Annotated in this window: 20 protein-coding genes and 1 pseudogene; 1 reads left to right on the forward strand and 20 read right to left on the reverse strand. The window is 41.4% G+C overall.

The window, feature by feature from the left end:
- Positions 1–2: 2 nt before the first annotated feature.
- The 3 genes from QFZ72_RS21190 to QFZ72_RS21200 form a co-directional block, all read right to left on the reverse strand.
- Complete coding sequence (locus tag QFZ72_RS21190) at positions 3–401, reverse strand: peptidoglycan-binding domain-containing protein (protein ID WP_307437429.1); 399 nt, start codon at positions 399–401, stop codon at positions 3–5.
- Between the two features lie 154 nt (positions 402–555).
- Complete coding sequence (gene panF / locus QFZ72_RS21195) at positions 556–1,989, reverse strand: sodium/pantothenate symporter (protein WP_307437432.1); 1,434 nt, start codon at positions 1,987–1,989, stop codon at positions 556–558.
- Positions 1,986–2,264: a YhdT family protein gene (locus tag QFZ72_RS21200; protein WP_307437435.1), complete on the reverse strand. Its 279-nt coding sequence runs from the start codon at positions 2,262–2,264 to the stop codon at positions 1,986–1,988. Before QFZ72_RS21200 ends, panF begins: the two co-directional genes overlap by 4 nt.
- 575 nt (positions 2,265–2,839) lie before the next feature.
- On the opposite strand from QFZ72_RS21200, the gene QFZ72_RS21205 reads away from it, so the two are divergent.
- Positions 2,840–4,375 (forward strand): glycine betaine uptake BCCT transporter, encoded by a 1,536-nt coding sequence (locus tag QFZ72_RS21205; protein WP_307437436.1) that lies wholly within the window; start codon positions 2,840–2,842, stop codon positions 4,373–4,375.
- Positions 4,376–4,486: 111 nt separating this feature from the next.
- Here QFZ72_RS21205 and QFZ72_RS21210 read toward each other — a convergent pair whose 3' ends face one another.
- The 17 genes and pseudogenes from QFZ72_RS21210 to phnC all read right to left on the reverse strand — a co-directional run bounded on the left by QFZ72_RS21210 (position 4,487) and on the right by phnC (position 18,129).
- Positions 4,487–4,867: a hypothetical protein gene (locus QFZ72_RS21210; RefSeq protein WP_307437439.1), complete on the reverse strand. Its 381-nt coding sequence runs from the start codon at positions 4,865–4,867 to the stop codon at positions 4,487–4,489.
- A 170-nt stretch (positions 4,868–5,037) separates the two neighbouring features.
- Positions 5,038–5,541, reverse strand: coding sequence for an RNA polymerase sigma factor (locus tag QFZ72_RS21215; RefSeq protein WP_307437442.1), 504 nt, complete (start codon positions 5,539–5,541; stop codon positions 5,038–5,040).
- Between the two features lie 396 nt (positions 5,542–5,937).
- Entirely contained in the window at positions 5,938–6,312 is a 375-nt protein-coding gene (locus tag QFZ72_RS21220) for a nuclear transport factor 2 family protein (RefSeq protein ID WP_307437445.1), read from the reverse strand.
- 158 nt (positions 6,313–6,470) lie between these two features.
- On the reverse strand, positions 6,471–7,052 hold the full coding sequence (clpP, locus tag QFZ72_RS21225) for an ATP-dependent Clp endopeptidase proteolytic subunit ClpP (RefSeq protein WP_307437447.1): 582 nt from the start codon (positions 7,050–7,052) through the stop codon (positions 6,471–6,473).
- A 30-nt stretch (positions 7,053–7,082) separates the two neighbouring features.
- Entirely contained in the window at positions 7,083–7,778 is a 696-nt protein-coding gene (locus QFZ72_RS21230; RefSeq protein ID WP_307437452.1) for a sigma factor-like helix-turn-helix DNA-binding protein, read from the reverse strand.
- Positions 7,779–8,065: 287 nt separating this feature from the next.
- Positions 8,066–8,923 (reverse strand): PHP domain-containing protein, encoded by an 858-nt coding sequence (locus QFZ72_RS21235; protein ID WP_307437455.1) that lies wholly within the window; start codon positions 8,921–8,923, stop codon positions 8,066–8,068.
- Between the two features lie 20 nt (positions 8,924–8,943).
- Positions 8,944–9,657 (reverse strand): phosphonate C-P lyase system protein PhnL, encoded by a 714-nt coding sequence (gene phnL / locus QFZ72_RS21240; RefSeq protein WP_307437459.1) that lies wholly within the window; start codon positions 9,655–9,657, stop codon positions 8,944–8,946.
- 25 nt (positions 9,658–9,682) lie between these two features.
- Positions 9,683–10,288, reverse strand: a complete 606-nt coding sequence (locus QFZ72_RS21245) for a DapH/DapD/GlmU-related protein (protein WP_307437461.1) — start codon at positions 10,286–10,288, stop codon at positions 9,683–9,685.
- Positions 10,289–10,302: 14 nt separating this feature from the next.
- Positions 10,303–11,484, reverse strand: coding sequence for an alpha-D-ribose 1-methylphosphonate 5-triphosphate diphosphatase (locus tag QFZ72_RS21250; RefSeq protein WP_307437464.1), 1,182 nt, complete (start codon positions 11,482–11,484; stop codon positions 10,303–10,305).
- Positions 11,485–11,503: 19 nt separating this feature from the next.
- On the reverse strand, positions 11,504–12,355 hold the full coding sequence (locus QFZ72_RS21255; RefSeq protein WP_307437467.1) for an ATP-binding cassette domain-containing protein: 852 nt from the start codon (positions 12,353–12,355) through the stop codon (positions 11,504–11,506).
- Positions 12,352–13,212 (reverse strand): alpha-D-ribose 1-methylphosphonate 5-phosphate C-P-lyase PhnJ, encoded by an 861-nt coding sequence (locus tag QFZ72_RS21260; RefSeq protein ID WP_307437470.1) that lies wholly within the window; start codon positions 13,210–13,212, stop codon positions 12,352–12,354. Before QFZ72_RS21260 ends, QFZ72_RS21255 begins: the two co-directional genes overlap by 4 nt.
- A 25-nt stretch (positions 13,213–13,237) precedes the next feature.
- Complete coding sequence (locus QFZ72_RS21265; RefSeq protein WP_307437472.1) at positions 13,238–14,359, reverse strand: carbon-phosphorus lyase complex subunit PhnI; 1,122 nt, start codon at positions 14,357–14,359, stop codon at positions 13,238–13,240.
- Entirely contained in the window at positions 14,360–14,980 is a 621-nt protein-coding gene (gene phnH, locus QFZ72_RS21270; protein WP_307437473.1) for a phosphonate C-P lyase system protein PhnH, read from the reverse strand.
- Positions 14,967–15,404 (reverse strand): phosphonate C-P lyase system protein PhnG, encoded by a 438-nt coding sequence (phnG, locus tag QFZ72_RS21275; protein WP_307437476.1) that lies wholly within the window; start codon positions 15,402–15,404, stop codon positions 14,967–14,969. Before phnG ends, phnH begins: the two co-directional genes overlap by 14 nt.
- Before the next feature lie 317 nt (positions 15,405–15,721).
- Positions 15,722–16,566, reverse strand: a pseudogene (locus QFZ72_RS21280) (PhnE/PtxC family ABC transporter permease).
- Positions 16,566–17,351, reverse strand: a complete 786-nt coding sequence (locus QFZ72_RS21285) for an ABC transporter permease subunit (protein ID WP_307437477.1) — start codon at positions 17,349–17,351, stop codon at positions 16,566–16,568. Before QFZ72_RS21285 ends, QFZ72_RS21280 begins: the two are co-directional and overlap by 1 nt.
- On the reverse strand, positions 17,341–18,129 hold the full coding sequence (phnC, locus tag QFZ72_RS21290; RefSeq protein WP_307437483.1) for a phosphonate ABC transporter ATP-binding protein: 789 nt from the start codon (positions 18,127–18,129) through the stop codon (positions 17,341–17,343). The genes QFZ72_RS21285 and phnC overlap by 11 nt, the downstream gene beginning before the upstream one ends.

Below are 18,129 nucleotides of genomic sequence, written 5' to 3' on the forward strand. Positions count from 1 at the left end.
TTTTAGTATCTGGCAGTTGATAAGCAATAATATGTATCCTTGCCCACAATTCCGTCAGCAGCAAGGCCTTTGTCAGCCTGAAAGTCCTTTACAGCCCGTTCTGTCTGGATTCCGAAGATCCCATCAGCAGCGCCAGGTGAATAGCCTAGGCATGCAAGCGTTCTTTGAATGCTTGCTACATAAGATGATTTGTTGCCTGAATAGCCATTTTTAACGATAAAGGAAGTGCTGAAATCAATAACAGTGTTGCTTAGGACTACTCCGCAAATGGATACTCCAGATTTAACATATCCTTTGTCCGAAGTATTGATTATCCATTGATACCCTTCTGTTTCTGAACGTGTACTTCCTGACCATGAACTTCTTCCATTGCATGAATACGCTTTTGCATCTAATGACATTCTCTTTTCCCCCTGAAAAATCGATCATTCAGTTCTGCTGACCCGACTGCACTTGGGTGATTCCCATATGTATGAGTCCATGTTTTTAGAACTGTACTATAGGTACGAGTCACTAGACAAAAAGTTTCACTTTTTTCAGGAAAAATGAACCAATTTATTTATTTTTAATTGTTCGCTGTGTAAACAGACTTCCAGCAACATAGGCACAAAATGAAATCAGAATCGGAAGCACAACAGTGTGCATGCCAAGTGCATTTGGATGAAGCCGGTCAAGCAGAATATATGAACCCATTCCAAAAATCATGGAAGATACGGCACCGTATTTATTCCCTTTGCTCCAATATAAACCGAAAACAACTGGCCATATAAAGACCGACTCGAGTCCTCCGAACGAAAACAAGTTCAGCCAGATCAGCAGTTCAGGCGGGCTTAGGGCAAACAGAACAACAGAAATCCCTATCACGCTTGTTACCCAGAAGCTTGTCTTTTTCACCTGATTTTCCGTTGCTTCAGGCTTAATGTAGTTCAAATAAATATCCTTCACAATCGCTGAGCTGACCAAAATCAGCAGCGAATCTACTGTCGACATAATTGCGGCCATCGGTGCAGCAAGCACTAGTCCTGCAAGCAAAGGCGGCAATACGTTCAGCGTCAGCATCGGCATCACTTGATCTCCTATATCTACACCAGGGAGGATCGGCCGTGCAAAAACACCAATTAAATGCATGCCTAGCATAATAAATCCGATCACAACTGTACCGATAATAATCGCTCTATGCATTGAACGAGAATCTTTATAAGACATCGCTCTGACAGTAATTTGCGGAAGGCCGACGACACCAACTCCAACCAGGATCCAAAAAGAAGAAACATAGAGCGGAGTCAAATCCCGCTCAGCCCCGTATGGAGAAACAAGATTTGGATTTTCTGCCACAAGCTCTGCCATAATGTTTGAGATTCCGCCGCCTGCAATAATTGTAGCCACCAGCAGGACAAGCGTCCCCACAAACATAATGACACCTTGAACTGCATCTGTCAGAGCTACGGCCCTGAATCCACCAATAATGACATAAACAAGTACGGACACGGCAAAAATGAACAAGGCTGTTGTATATGATAGCCCGGTCAGTGATTCTATCAATCTTGCTCCGCCAACCCATTGAGCTGCCATTGCTGAAAACAGAAAAACAATGATGCTGATGGCTGAAATAATGACGACCGCATGGCTCTTATATCTTTCCTTTAAAAAATCAATCAGCGTAATCGCCTTGTACTGCCGTGCCATAATCGCAAACTTTTTCCCAAGCACCATCAGCACAAAATAACCTGTTGCAAGCTGAGCCATGGATAAGAGCACCCATCCAAGTCCTCTTGTATATGCAACGCCAGGTCCTCCAATAAAGCTGCTTGCGCTTCCATATGTTGCAATCATCGTCATCGCAAGCACAAATCCCCCGAGCTGCCTTCCGCCAAGAAAATACTCCTGCAAAAAGGAGTCTGCGGATTTCACATAACGGTTCGCCCAAAAGCCGATGAAGAAAATGAGGATTAGAAACAGCAATAATGGTAATATAACTGCCCAATTCACCTTTGATCACCTTCTTCCTCATCCTCAAACGATACTTCCTTAAAAAAGAATTTCACGCAGATGATGACAAGTGCGATCATAACAAGAAAACCAAAAACACAGCTGTAAAAAAACCACTCTGGCAATCCGAGGATGTAATTATATTTCTCAGGGTCACCCGAACCAAGCCCATAGGCGAAGCCAAACCACCAAATAAAATTAAAAAGAACAAGACCAATTCCGATTTTGGCTTCTCTATGGGCAATTTTAAAACGAATATCTTCTTTTTTCTTCATCCCATATCTCCTTTTAGCACAGTTCGCAAATCTAGTATTTATTATATCTGTCTTTTGGAGAATATTCATTACAGATTTTCATGTTCATTTTTTCACAAAAACAGTTTTAAAACCCTTTGGAATGGGGAAATGTTCTTAGAGGTTTGCTTCAAAAACACAAAAATCTGCAAAACACGGTTCTTTTCTGCCAATTACAATTTTGTTAAAAAGCTCTTAATGAACAGACATTACCTGCTCAGGTAGTGTATACTGTTGAAGTGCCTTATTCAGAAGACCATCACAATCCCCCGCATCCGAGCAGAATGTCCGCGCTGCAAGACAAACACATAACCAAACATCCATCCAGATGTAAATTGCCTGAATCAATGTTCAGACAGCTTAGTGTTCATGAGGAAATAATAGCTAAGTGAGAATGATTAGTTAACGTATTTTATTAACGCAATCTTTAAGGGTTAGTTACTATTGCTTCATAAAAAAAGAGATAAAATGAATTGTTGGTTTTGCATGTTTTTGTGTTTTCCAATTGAAGTAAAGCCCTCTGCGAATCTATCAAAGATGGGAGTTTTTATTTTAATATGAAAAATGTTTCAGCTGTATTTTACGTGTCAGCTGCCATTTTGACATTTCTCGTTTTGGTCGGTGTTTTTGCACCATCATCTCTTGAAAGTGTCACAGGCAGTATGCAAGGATTTATTACAGATAAGTTTGGATGGTATTATCTGATAATCGTTACCGTGTTTGTTTTTGTTTGTTTATATCTTCTGGTAAGCCCGATTGGCCGGATAAAACTTGGGAAGCAGGAGGATAAGCCTGAGTTTTCACGCCCAACCTGGCTTGCAATGCTCTTTAGTGCGGGGATGGGAATTGGTCTTGTATTCTGGGGAGCGGCTGAACCGATTAGTCACTATGCATTAAGTTCTCCAACTGGTGAAACAGGCACAGATCAGGCAATTCGCAATTCCATGAGATTCACCTTTTTCCATTGGGGTGTCCATGCATGGGCCATTTATGGAATCGTAGCACTTGTTCTTGCTTACTTTACTTTCCGAAAAGGTGAGCCTGGATTAATCAGCGCAACACTAAAACCAATTATCGGGCGCCATGCAAATGGACCAATTGGTAAAGCGATCGACGTAATCGCGGTTATCGCAACTGTCATCGGGGTAGCGACTACTCTTGGTTTTGGAGCAGTTCAAATCAACGGAGGTTTATCCTTCTTATATGGTATCCCTTCAAACATGGCCGTTCAATTTATAATTGTTGCTGTGTTTACCATTCTTTTCATCCTTTCTGCACTGAGCGGACTTGGTAAAGGGATTAAAATCTTAAGTAACGCAAACATGGTTTTAGCTTTTGCACTCTTTATTTTAATGTTCATTTTTGGGCCCACGCTCTTTACGCTTAATCTTTTTACAGACACGATTGGAACGTACCTGCAAAATATATTGAACATGAGTTTCCGCATCTCGCCTCTCAATGAAGAAAACCGCAGCTGGATCAATGGCTGGACGATTTTCTACTGGGCATGGTGGATTGCATGGTCTCCTTTTGTTGGTATCTTTATCGCCCGTGTATCTAAAGGAAGAACCATTCGGGAATTTGTCGTATTCGTCTTGCTCATCCCATCACTAATCGGATTTATCTGGTTCTCAACTTTTGGCGGATCTGCTATCTTGCTTGAGCATGAGGGTGTAGCTAAGATTTCAGCACTTGCAACAGAAGAATCCCTTTTCGGTGTATTTGAGAATTACCCGATGAGCACTATTCTTTCTATTATTGCTATGCTGTTAGTCAGTACGTTCTTCATCACATCAGCTGACTCTGGTACATTTGTTCTCGGTATGATGACAACAAACGGCTCGCAAAATCCAAGCGGCAGCGTGAAAGTGATCTGGGGAGTATTCCTTGCTGCAATCGCATTAGTCCTCCTATATTCAGGCGGATTACAGGCTCTTCAGAACACGATGATCATTGCGGCTCTGCCGTTCTCAGTCATTATGGCCCTTATGACCATCAGCTTAATAAAAGCTTTAACAAAAGAGGCGAAAGAACTGGGCATGAATCAAGTGCCAGTTAAAAAACCAAAGAAAAAAGCAGAAACTCCGGCCTGATGGCTTGGAGCTTCTGCTTTTTTCAATTGTTTTTCACTTATAAAAGGGTGTTTTTTCAGGTATACCCTTTTCCATGTTTTTAAATAAATAGTGCAGTTAATTTATCACTTCCTATATCATATTAACCCCATCTTTGCGAACGAATTTTATCGTATATTCTTCACCTTGATTAAATTGTTTACAAAAAGTATCTGCTTTGGCTTTATCGCCAGTTTCATAGCTGAAATCCATTTCCAGGTAATCGTCATTCAAAACACAATGAAAAACGCCATCTATTTCAGAAACTGCTTTATTGTCTACATTTATCGTTCTTTCACCTTCTGAGACAGGAATAAGTTTATTAATGGATAGTCCTGCAATGACTAAAATGAGGGCAATGGTTAGAACAATGATTGTTTTCTTTTTTTCATAACCAACGAATAGCATAAAGATACCAAGTCCAATGAAACCGAGTGTGACAGCGTAAAGGATAAGTGTAAAAATATAGACCATATCTTTTCCCCCCTTCTTACAACTACTAATACTATTCAGCCGCGTTAAAGTTTCATTTTTCTGATAATTATTTCCATCTTTTTTTAGATATATGTTCTTGAAATAGAACTAGACCCTAACACTTCGGAATTAAAAAAAGAGGATGAACTCCCATGAGTTTTCATCCTCTTTTACAGCGCAGCCTTCAATTCCTTTCGCGCTCTATGTATTTTTGTTTTAACAGTCGATAGGTTCAAAGAAAGATACTCTGCAATCTCCTGATCTTTCATTTCCAAAAAAAGTTTTAGCGTCATTATTTCTCTGTAGTCGGATTTAAGCGCAGAAACCAGCAGCTTCGTCTTCTCTTTTAACAGCGTATAGTCAATCGTATCCTCAATCAGTTCCCTGCCGTCCGCTATCAGCTGCTCCTCAATCGAGATCTCGTTTCTCTTCTTTCTTAAAAACAAATCAATTGCCGTTCTCCTCGCTATGGCGGAGAGCCAATTTTTCAGCTTCTCTTTTTCAAATATCGTATCCATCTTCATAAAAGCCTTAAGAAAGGTTTCCTGGGCAATATCCTCAGCCAAATGGGGATCCTTTGTCATCCGCAGTGCAATCCGGTATATCACCGTATAATAAGTTTGATATATATCATTAAAAGTAGTCTGTTTACATCCTATAGCTGCTGGGGGCATGAATGACTCACCCGTCTTTCTAGTATTCTCGTTAAATTTACTTTCCATGTCATGATTATATGTCAGCTTATCGTATGTTGAAAGGAAACTTTTTCTTAAGATTTTTTAAAGAATTTTTAAGATTTGCCTATTAGTCATTTTTTTTAGGGAAAAAAGAATAAACTACTCTCCTGATTGAGTCGGTATAGAGAAACAGACCTCAGCTTTTGACTTATTTTATAAAAATAATGGTCTGAAAGGTCACAAATCGCTGTGGGGTGGTCAGAAACTCGGGGCGAGCGGTCAAAACAATGCATTACATCTATCTGAGCCACCGATTCTTGCCTTAAAAGGTTATTATTTTGCTAGGATCAAAATCGGTGATTCCTAGTGCATATTTTAAAAGGTTTTAATTAGTTATCCGTTTTCAACATCACTTACCTGCAAATCGGTTATGGTACCTTGATGGAAAAACAATTGCCACCTGCCGTCGATCTTTTTCCAGATTGAGCTGCGAAGTGTATTTCGCTTTCTGGTTTTATCGTTTATAAAATAGGTGGATAATACAACATCCGGAGCTAAAGGATAAATTTCGTAATTATGTAAGGTCATCTCCGTCAATACTAATCCGTTTTCCAGACATTCTTTTTTATCAAACATATAACCCGAACTGCCTATTTCAAAGAAATCATCCGCAAGTATCTTGTCCAGTTCTTCACAGCTTTCCCGCACTTCTAGACTTGTATGGCTTTTCTCTAATTCTTTTAAATGTTCTTTTAGATGTGAGTTCATTATTCTTCCTCCTTTTTATAAACATGAATCATGAACGTCATGTTATTACCTCCATAAAGTGGATTTATCTTTAATTTACAATTGCCAATAGTAAAGTTCAATATATACACAAAAAAAGATACATGAGAGCCCCCACAGGCAGTCATGTATCTTTCTTCTCATCTCGAAACAATAATCTCATCAATAATCCCGTATTCTTTCGCTTCAGCAGCACTCATGTAATAATCACGGTCAGAATCTTTTGCTACTTTTTCAATGGATTGACCTGTGCGTTCAGCGATGATTTCATTGATGTGTTCGCGAAGCTTAAGGATGCGGCGGGCGGAGATTTCAATTTCAGTTGCCTGGCCGCGTGCTCCGCCAAGCGGCTGATGAATCATGATTTCGCTGTTTGGGAGTGCAAACCGTTTTCCTTTTGTTCCGGCCAATAGCAGCATCGCGCCAAATGAAGCGGCCATGCCGGTGCAGATGGTCCTGACATCAGGCTTGATATATTGCATTGTGTCAAAAATTGCGAACCCAGCCGTAATTGATCCACCAGGGCTATTTATATAAATGGATATGTCTTTTTCGTTATCTTCTGCCGCCAAAAACAGGAGCTGGGCGACAACTACGTTTGCTACATGATCATTAATTTCATCACCAATCATGATAATGCGGTCCTTCAATAGGCGCGAGTAAATATCATAGGAACGCTCTCCGCGCCCTGACTGTTCAATGACATATGGAATCGTACTCATCTGAGTTCCTCCTCGTTTCGATTTTGCAGGCTATGCAGCCATGCACAGAGAGGCCGAAGAAGAGAAGCTCGGTAAAGGGCGCACACTTGTAAGGATGAGCGCAGGGCTGTCAGCACCATCAAATGTAAGAATTTTCGGCAACGCCTGAAGCAAAGGAGATGGGTCCTGAAATTGCAGGGAGGTATACATCAAGTCAGAAAGCAGCTCGCGTTCTTCCTCGTCCCAGTAGGAATCAGCCTCTTCCTTATCCTTCGCTAATCGTTTCTTTGCACGGAACAAAGCGGATTTAATCGAAGTCTCGGACGTCTCAAGCATTTCTGCAAGCTCTTTGGACTGAAATTGAAATCCTTCTTTCAGGAGAAAAAGGACTGCTTGCTTTGGGGTACACTTCGCCACTAAATGATCAATCATTGCTGAAAGTTCATTCATTCGTGATGCATGATCCCTTGCACTCAGCTCAGGAAGCTCGCCAAGAGATTCTTTTTTCCTTTTTCGAATCAAATCGACCCAATGATGATACGCCATTTTATTCAAAAGGGCAGAACTGATTTTTTCTTGCTCGTATTTAAGAATCGCTTTTAGCATCACATCCTGGGCTACATCTTCCCCGTCATGTTTATTTTGGGTCAGAAACTGACAATATTGCTGTAATTTTGGGTAGTGCTCAAGTATTTCAAACGCTTGCCAATCCTGTTTTTTAATGTCTGACAGCCTGTTACCGTGCATGATCTCACTCCTTTTAAACCTCTCTGCTTTTTAAACGAATGAAGGGGGATTAAAAGATACGGGTTCGGTTTATTTATTTTTATTTTATACAATTTCAATTGGTTTTGACCATTTAGATGAAAAAAACCGGCTCTGTTTTAGAGCTGGACTTTTTTTAGAAAGTTAAACATTAAGAGTCTTGTCTGATTTGAACGTATCCACACGATCTTCGTACCGGGAAATTTTCCTTGTATCAGGTTATTCCAGCTATGAAAAAAAAAGATACCCCTCTGGATATCTATCACACATCATAGCTTTAGCATACTATCTTTTCTCGCGATCAGTTTATCAAATTCCACTTGATCTGCTGCAAAAGCTCCAATTTCAGATTGGGTATCACTATAAAACCCGTGAAAATCGGAACCTCCTGTTTGAATCAAGTTAAAGCGCTCTGCTAAATGTCTAGCTTTCATTCTGTCTGTTTGATTATGCAGCGGATGGTTGACTTCAATTCCCTCTAAGCCAAGTTGTGCCCATTTTTCGACTGCATCAAAGTTATGAAATTGGCCTGGGTGTGCAAGGACAGGCATTCCACCGGCCCTTCGAATGGCTTTAATCGCATCTTCTGCTGATACATATTCAATAGGTATATACGCCAGTCCTCTCTCTTCTGCAGTACTTCCTTTTGAAAACAGCTTTTTGTATAGTGTGCCATAAATGGATGGTGTGTAGCCCTTTTTCAATAATGCATGCATAATATGCTGTTTATAGACACCTGTTCCGCCTGCAGCAAGCTCCTCGACTTCATTCCATGACAGGTCGTAACCTGCTTCAATTAAAATCCTGACCATCTTTTGGGATGCTTTGTTCCTTTGTTCGATTAAAGGCTGACAGAGTTCACTTATTGCTTCATGTCCAGGTGTCACATACAGTCCTAATATGTGGGCGCGATTTCCCCGAGTGAAATCAAATGCAGATATTTCTATGCCTGGAATAATGGAAACGCCAAGAGTCTTTCCGATTTCTGCTGCTTCACTGAGCCCTGAAGTTGTGTCATGATTTGTGATAGCCAAATGCGTAACACCTTTTCGTTCAGCAATTGAAATAACTTCTTCTGTTGTAAATGAACAGTCCGATATCTTTGTATGACAATGCAAATCGATCATTTTTTCTGTCAGCTCCATTCTTAAACGATCATTTCATCCTTTAATACACCTTGCGTTAAGCTGTATTCACGATCCACCACTGTCTCCATGAAATCAAGATCGTGGAAAATGCCAATCATGCTTGTTCCCTCTGTTTTCAGCTGGAGAATCATTTCCTTAACCGAAATCTTTGATGCATCATCAAGGGAGGCAGTCGGTTCATCGAGCAGCAATAATTTAGGGCGTTTGACCATGGCCTGTGCCAAATTCAGCCGCAGTTTTTCTCCGCCGCTGAACGTGCGGGGATAAGAATCCCATAAGGAAGATGGAAGGTTGAAATGAGCCAATATTGATTTTGCCTCCGCCGCTGCATGTTCGCTTCCTTTTCCCATTTCCATCAGTGCTTCTGCAACAACTTCAATAGCTGTAATCCTTGGCATAACATTTAAAAATTGAGATACATATCCTATCTCATGTTTTCGGATTGCAATCATTTCACGATCGGTCGCTTTCACCAAATCAATAGGTCCAAACTGCTCCGATTTGTAATGGATCGAACCGCCTGTCGGTGCATACGTCCGGTAAATGCTTTTTAGTACAGTTGACTTTCCTGATCCGCTTTTGCCTGTTATTCCGATAAATTCACCTTCGTTAAGTAAAAAACTGATGCCATTGCAGCCTACAATCTGTTTTTCATTAAATTCATGCATATTAAACGTTTTTTGCAAGTTTTCTACTTTCAATAATTCGTTCATTGATTTCCTCCTTCTAGGGCGGAGATTACTTTCCATATTTCCGGATAAAAAGTTCGACATTATTTAATTCTTCAAAGCGTTCTTCCAATGTAGGGCGATCCCAATTCCACCATGCAATCTCCAGCAGTTTTTCCGCGATTTCTTTTGGAAAGCGCTCTTTAATAGGCTTTGCCGGCACTCCAGCTGCAATCATGTAAGGAGGGACGTCTTTGGTCACAACAGCCCCAGAACCGATGACTGCACCTGTACCAATCGATACACCCGGCATGATAATGGCACCATGGCCGATCCAGACATCATGGCCAATCGTTACTTTATGGTCTTTTCTCCATTCGAAAAACTCCGTGTCGTCATATTCAGCTAAGTCATATAGAACTCTGCGGTAGGTCAAGTGATGCTGCGTGACTCTCCACATTGGGTGATTAACCGGATGAATTCTCACATGGGAGGCAATTGAACAATACTTCCCGACCTCTGAATACGTAATTTGAGCATCTCCGGCAGTATAGGTGTAATCACCAATGATAGATTCTTCTATAACGGAGTTTGCTCCTATTTCTGTCCAGGCGCCAAGTGTACTGTCAAGAACATTTGCACCCTCATGAATGGTTGGTTTTTCTGATAATTTCATTCTTTTTTCATCCTTTACATTGGAATTGGGACTGCTGCAGGGAAGTGATAATTCATTTGACAGACAACCTGGCCATTTACCATCACCATTTCAAGAACCGGACGCACACCTTCTTCACTGATAAAAATGAGATCTGCAAGCTTTCCTTCTTCAATCGAACCTATTTCCGCATCAATGCCCAGCGCTTTCGCTGGATTTAAAGACACCATATTAAAAGCTTGATAGATTGGCATTCCTCCTTTATACAATTTAAAAGCTGCATGCAATAAAGATGATGGATAATAGTCAGAGCATAGAATATCAACCGCACCATTCTGAACAGCTTCCAGTGCAGAAACGTTATTGCTGTGTGATTTTCCAAGCAGGGCATTTGGTGCACCCATGACAACATAAAGTCCTTCTTCCTTCGCCTTCACTGCTACATCAAGCTCAATTGGAAACTCACTTATGACAGCGTTCCATGATTTAACCAATTCAATTTTCTCAAGTGTATCGTCATCATGAGAGGCAAGGGGGATGTTATATTCTGCTGCAAGCTCTGACAGCTTCGTTAAGATTTCACCGCCTAATTTCGGCAGCAGCTTGCTGTCTTCAATGACCTGTATTGCTTCTTCCTCTGTAAAATGACGGTGATCCATTAACAATCGTTTATGAACCTCTAAATCACGAAATTGACCTTGTCCAGGCGTGTGATCCATAAAAGATAATTGATCAATTTTTCCGTCCTTCATCATTCTTTTCACATCTTCAACTGCGTCTGTGTTTGTAATTTCATATCTTAAGTGTGTTTTGTGGCGGATCAGCTGTTTTCCGGCAGACAGCCTTTTAATATCATCAATTACCTGAAGCACCGTATCATTTTGACGAATCCATTTTTTTGCATTTTCTTCCATTAGCGATAAAGAATGATAGATTGTCGTAATACCTTCTCCAACAAGCTTTTTTTCCAGCTCGAAAAATGAGATTTCTATTGGAAAAGTACTGCTTGGACGAGGTTCCAGCTCTAATTCAATGGCATCGCTGTGGGAATCAACCAAACCTGGGAAAACCCATCTTCCTGCTGCATCAATATCCTCAAATCCAATCGCTTTCGGTTCTCCTTCAGTAATAGAAGCGATTTTCCCTTCAAGAATTTCAATCGTCCCATTCTCGATGACGTTTTCAGGCGTTGCGATTTTTGCATGATAGATTTTCATAGGTCACCTCATCTAATTTTTATAAAAGAGAATGCACAAGCAATTGAGTATAAGGGTGCTCTGGATCTTCTAAGATTTGGTCGGTTAATCCCTGTTCGACAACTCTTCCGCTTTTCATCACAAGCGTCCGGTCAGCAAGCATGCGAATCACGCCAAGATCATGGGATACAACAATCATGGATACGCCAAACTCACGCTGAATGCAGCGGATAAGATCCAATACTTTTGCCTGTACCGATAAATCCAGGCCAGTTGTCACTTCATCAAGCAAAAGAATGGGAGGATTATTCGCCATCGCTTTTGAAATCTGCACGCGCTGCTGCATGCCGCCGCTGAAATTCTTCGGAAGCTCATCCATCCGGCTGACCGGAATTTCAACATGCAGAAGCAGATCTGATGCGCGTTCACGGATGTTTCCGACATGGTAGGTCCCTGACGCGATTAATTTTTCTGCAATGTTTCCGCCGCTTGAAAACGACATTTTAAGACCGAGCCATGGGTTTTGATAAACCATTCCCATCATGTAATTGCGAATGTACCGTTTCTGCTGGGCAGAGACTGAAAAAATGTTAGCTTTTCCGTCATGGTATGTGGAGATTGTTGCTTCTCCTGAAGTGACAGCATCATCAAAATAGAGGCTCTTAACGAAGGAGCTCTTCCCTGAACCGCTTTCGCCGACGATTCCCAAAATTTCTCCTTGATACAAATCCACATTTACATCAATACACGCCCAGACACTGCCGCATTTTGGACAACGGTTGTCATTGCTATTAAGATCCTGCGGTGAATGACAATGAGTGCATCCTTTCCCAAATCGTTTATTCAGGTTTCTTACTTTTAATAGAGGGGTGTCCGCCGATGGCTGGATCATACCTCTAACCCCCTTTCTCCCTGAACCTTTGCACAATGGCCGGTATCTGAACATTGATGCACTTTCTCTCCTGTTTCGCTGTTATATATTTCATCAAGGAACGTGTCTTCACTGCCGCATATATGACATGAAAGACCTTCAAACCGTTCTGCTTCAAAAGGATAATCCTCAAATTCAAGCGGAGCGACATTCGTATAAGGAGGAATGGCATAAATCTTCTTTTCCCTTCCTGCTCCGAAAAGATAGAGGCCCTCTGCCTGATGAAGCTTCAGCAAATCATAGCGCGGGATTGGACTTGGATTAAAAATGTAGCGGCCATTCACCAAGCTTGGGTAATCAGCGCCTATCGTAATTTTTCCATAGTGCACAATATCTTCATATAATCTAAGCCACATTGAGCTGTAGTCCATTTCAGCATGCAGCTTTTTCGTTTCCTGCTCCTTTGCTTCTACTCTTCTCAGCGGTTCAGGCAGGGGCACCTGCAAAACTAATATTTGATCTTCTCGCAGTGGTGTTTCAGGTACTCTGTGTCTGGTTTGAATAATCGTGGCTTCCTCAGAATCATTGGTAGTTATGACGGTTGAGCAAGATTCAATCAACTTTTTTATGCTGACCGCATTCACGCTGTCATCATGACCTTGATCGATAACCTTCACACAGTCCCTCTCTCCGATCAATGATAATGTAAGCTGCAGTCCGCCTGTTCCCCAGCCTCTGCCGATTGGCAGCTCTCTTGATGCAAAAGGGACCTGATAGCCTGGAATGGCAATGGCTTTCAGTGTGGAACGGCGAATTTCCATTTTTGATCCTTCGTCTAAAAAAGCATAATTGTATGCTTGCTTTAGCTGCTGTTTCATGATTAACACTCCTTTCCCTCCAGAATTATGTATGACTGAACGATCCTTCTCTTTCGAATTGGGCTGTTTTAGAAGCTGTTTCTGCCTGAGCCTGCCGGATTCGATCCAAAGTGGATTGAAAGGTAATATAATGAGGCAATTTCAAATGGGAGACAAAGCCATTTGATTCAATGCTGTCTATATGCAGCAGCACAAACTCTTCATCCTGTGCAGGGGATGTCCCCTTAGTCTCCAAGCTTCTTTCCAAAATGGCCATAGCGATCGCCTTTACTTCGTTTTGACCAAATGTCAGTCCGTAACCTAGCATAAACTCGACTTCTCCCTCATCGTTCTGTGTAAAAGAGTTGATGGTTTCAACTTCAGTCAGCAGGACTTCTCCAATATAGAGACTGTCATCCTTATCTCCGAACGGATATGGGATATGAACATCTGTTTGTCCAACCCGCAATTCTCCAATCGTCGGATGAACGACTCCATACCCTCTCATACTGCTGTAAGCCATCGCCGTCATGGCTCCAGTTTCACCCCTTGCAAGAGATTGAAGCCTGGCAGATCGTGAAGCCGGAAACGTTATTTTTTCCCTGGTAATATCAAAAGGCTCCTCTTCTTTCTTCTCCCGGTTTGAAAGAAAACCCTGATCTCTCAACAAGTCTGCAACCTTTTGAAAAGTGTGTTCAAACTTGATGTCTTCTGCATCGAGATTCATAGATTCCAAAAATGATTGAATTTCTTGTTCATCTTCATTTCTTAAATGAAAATTTAATAAGCGATGGGTATAATCATAGGTTGGACCAAGCAGCTGTCCGCCAGGGATATCTTTAAATGAAGAGGAAATTCTTCTGACCACTCTCATGTCCCCTGGTTCGGCGGTAAGAGAATAATAGTTTCTTGGAAGAGTAGAGCGATAGGCTCTTAATAAAAATGCCGCTTCAGCAGGATCTCCTTCTGATTGCTTGAGGGCAAGGGCTGCATATTCAGGTGCATATAAGCCGCCTTCTCCCATCACCCGATCGATCAAAAGGCGCATTTGACTTTCAATTTGATTCGTTTTTAAGGTTTCTCCCCTATCCTTTAAGCGAAAATAATCAACTAGACGACTTGCATGCTCAATCGCTTTTTGCCCTCCAGTTACTGCTACATACCCCACTCAGATCTCCTCCCTTTCAATCACTGTAGTACGTGGAATCGCCATGATTTCACCAGAAGAGGTTGTCAGAATCATGTCAACTCCGAGCGGAAATTCATTGTTTATTTTCTTTCTCTCGGCGATCCAAGCAGAAGGCAGTCCATCTGTATATACCTCTCTTGCGCCTTGAATGCCAGGGCCAGTTAACTTTAGCTTCATGCCATCTCCATAACCATCTGTCAGTGTATTCACTTGAATCAGAATCGTTGCGCTTAAATGAGGATCTTCCAGAGTTCCAGCCTTTACTTCATTCATTACACTTTGAATCTCTGCATCACTCAGCTGCTTCCCGATAAAAACATAATGGGCTTCATGCAGCTCGGCAGTTTGGCTGAAAGTCTGCCAATATATATATTGTTCAGCCTTTTCTTTAAGATCAGCTATCACGTGAAAACTCACTTCCCGATCGACAAGCGTATAAGCAAGACTAAGCAGGGGCTTAGAAAATAAACTCTCATGATCCTCTTGGGCTAAATAAGGCTCAATGGAATTCACTTTACCCGGTCTTGCCATGCAATCCAGAAGCTTGCGGTAAATTTGCTGTGTATTGTTCACAGCATCAAACGGCTCAACTTTTGTCATTGTAATCCTCCATCGTGTCAAAACTTACTTGTGAACGAGCAAGTATTGACATTTCTTTTTGCTTTAGCTTTGCTATGTTCCTTTCTTCCTCTTCAAGTTCATGAAGCCAAAACCCAGCAAGCGGAAGCTTTGCATTAAAGGCGGCATCCACAACGGCAAGCGAATATGCCCGGTCAGACTCTTCGCCCATAAGGACACCCAATCCTTGTGAGCCATGAACTTCAACGGTGCAGTCTGTAATGAGAACTTCACCCATATAAAATGGCTGCCTGGAAACCGAATCACGCGTTTTCATCATGACAAGACCAGTACTTGGTGAACGCTTTACATTAACTGTGTGAGTTTCCTCAACTTGGGCTGATAATTTCTTAAGCAGATTTGGATTTCCTTCTATTAAAATCTTTGATAACCTTGATTTTTTCATTGGTTCTCCTCTCATAAACAGTCTGTTTGAAGATGAAAGAGCTTTTCATCTTTTCCTTACTTACAATCTAACTTGTCGCCAAGTTTCAAAGGTTAAGGGAATGTAAAAAAAGGTAAAGAATGAGTAAAGTTAAGAGAGACTATATATCTCTGGTTCGGTTTGTTCACATTTATACGGAATTCATTCCGAAAGTCTCGGAATTATTTTTGAAAGTATCGGAATTAAATGAAAAAGTCTCGGGAAAATGGTTGAAAGTCTCGGAATTAAGTAAGAAGAAAAGGCGAAACGCTAAAAAACGCCGAAGCATCGGCGTTTCATTATCGGACATGAAGACCTGATTTAATTCGAATAGCCAGAATCTCAAGCAAAATAGCAAACGTTAAAATGAAATATGTGATCATTCCAACTTCTCTCAAGTCAAAATAGAATCCGCTTGCCATAAACAAATCAAATCCGATTCCGCCCGCACCTGCAGCCGCACCCATCGCTACAGCTACCCCAAAATTTATTTCAAATCGCAGAAACGTCCATGAAATCAAATAGGTAATCGTTGAAGGCATGACAGCCTGAAACACAATTTGCCAGAAGCTTGCCCCGCTTCCCCGCAGGGCTTCAATGACTCCTTCATCCATCTCCTCGAAGGATTCCGAGTAAGCTTTAATTAAATATCCGACAGAGTGAAATGTCATTCCGATTACAGCGGCTACGCTGCCGAGTCCAGCAGCAACAGCAAAAATTAACACCCAAAGCACACCGTAGGAACAGCTCGAATAAAGGCGACTGCTCCTTTGATAACAGCTGAAACCTTCTCATTCGATAAATTCCGCGCTGCAAATAGACCAAGAAATAAGGCGATTACAGCTCCAAACAATGTCGTAAGAGCTGCAAGGCCAATCGTAATTAAAATCTGATAAATCGCTTCCGAAAAAGTGAAATGAACAAAATGAGCCTCTGTGAACATTACTTTGAAATTTTCAAAAGCAGCAGCAAGTCCTCCTAAAAAAGTAACATCCTTATAATCAAAGCTTATGAACCCATAAACCGTCAAAACTGCAAGAGCAGCCATCGTCAGCTGGATGATGAATGACTGTTTATTAAAGGGCTTTACTTTTATCCGTTTTCCTTCAGCATTCGGAGGTATGGAAAAGCCTTCTGATCTCATTATAAAATCACCCTCCTCACATAATTTGAGGCCGCTTCAATCAGCAAAATGGACCCAACTATCAAAAGAACGACTAAGCTCGCAGAAGAGTAATTAAGACTTTTATAATAAAGGTCAAAAGAAAATCCAATGCCTGTCCCAGTCAGGATTCCTACGAGCGTCGCACTTCTGATATTCGTCTCAATCATAAACAGCACCCAGCTGATCATTTGAGGAAGACTCGCCGGAATGACGGAGTGAACAATCACCGTAAAATAACCGGCGCCTGTTGCCTGCAATGCTTCAACCGCGCCATGACCGACTTCATCAATCGTTTCCATGAATGCTCTTGTCAAAAAACCAAAGGACACAAAAAATAAAGCAAAGTATCCTGTCAGCGAGCTTTGTCCAAAGGAAAAGAGCAAAATCATGGCCCAGGCAGCAACATCGATATTCCTGAACAAGGTCGCAATTCCTCTGCTCAAACCGGCAAAAAAACCATTTACTTTCGTTGTTTTTGAACCGGCAATAGCAAAGAATACCGCAAGCACGGATGCCACAGATGCTGCTGCAATGGAAATCAGCAACGTTTCAATTAACTTATCAAAGATAGAAGGAAGATTTTCTAATGATTCACTAGTTGGATAAAAATTTGAAAATCCCCATACAATCGCTTTTGGAATGGAGGCTAACCCATCTTTCAAACTAAATTGCGTGATCATCATCGCCCCGTATGTGACTGATAAAAGAACAGCCAAGATCACTGCAGATTGAATTCGTTTTTTCAAAAAGAAGTTACCCTGCATTGCGTCCACCTGCATCCATAATCAATTCTCCCGCTTCTGAGCCATAAATACTGTGTATTTGTTCATTTGTTATATTTTTCGGCGGGCCATCGTATACAACCTTTCCCTTGCTGACGCCGATGATGCGATCGGAATAGGTTAAAGCCACATCTACTTGATGCAAATTGACAAGGACCGTAATTCCCATTGATTTCGAGATTGTTTTCAAATGATCCATAATAATTTTTGATGCATTCGGGTCCAGGGACGCTATCGGTTCATCACAAAGCAGCAGTCTAGGGTCTTGAATCAAGGCTCTTGCAATGCCGACACGCTGTTTCTGCCCTCCGCTCAACTGATCACATCTCTTATAAATTTGATCGAAAAGTCCCAATGCTCGAAGGATTTTTAATGCTTCCTGCTTTTCTTCTTCCTTGTATATGCCTAACATCCCAGCGAAAACAGACTTATAGCCAAGCCGTCCATGCAGCACATTTTCAATCACACTTAAGCGGTTTACAAGATTATAGTGCTGAAATATCATACCCATTTTCGTTCTCGCTTTTCGTAAATCCCGCTTTCCTAAAGAATTCAAATTTGCTTGATCAAATAGTATTTCTCCGTCTGTTGCATCAATCATTCTGTTGATGCAGCGAAGGAGCGTCGATTTCCCCGCTCCAGATGGACCGATAATGGAAACAAACTCTCCTTCGTTTACAGAGAAGGTAACATCTGATAACGCCTTAGTATCTTTCCCATACTGCTTAGATACTCCGTTTAACTGAAGCAACGCTGTCAT

The organism is Bacillus sp. V2I10, assembly GCF_030817055.1.
Taxonomy (GTDB): domain Bacteria; phylum Bacillota; class Bacilli; order Bacillales; family Bacillaceae; genus Bacillus_P.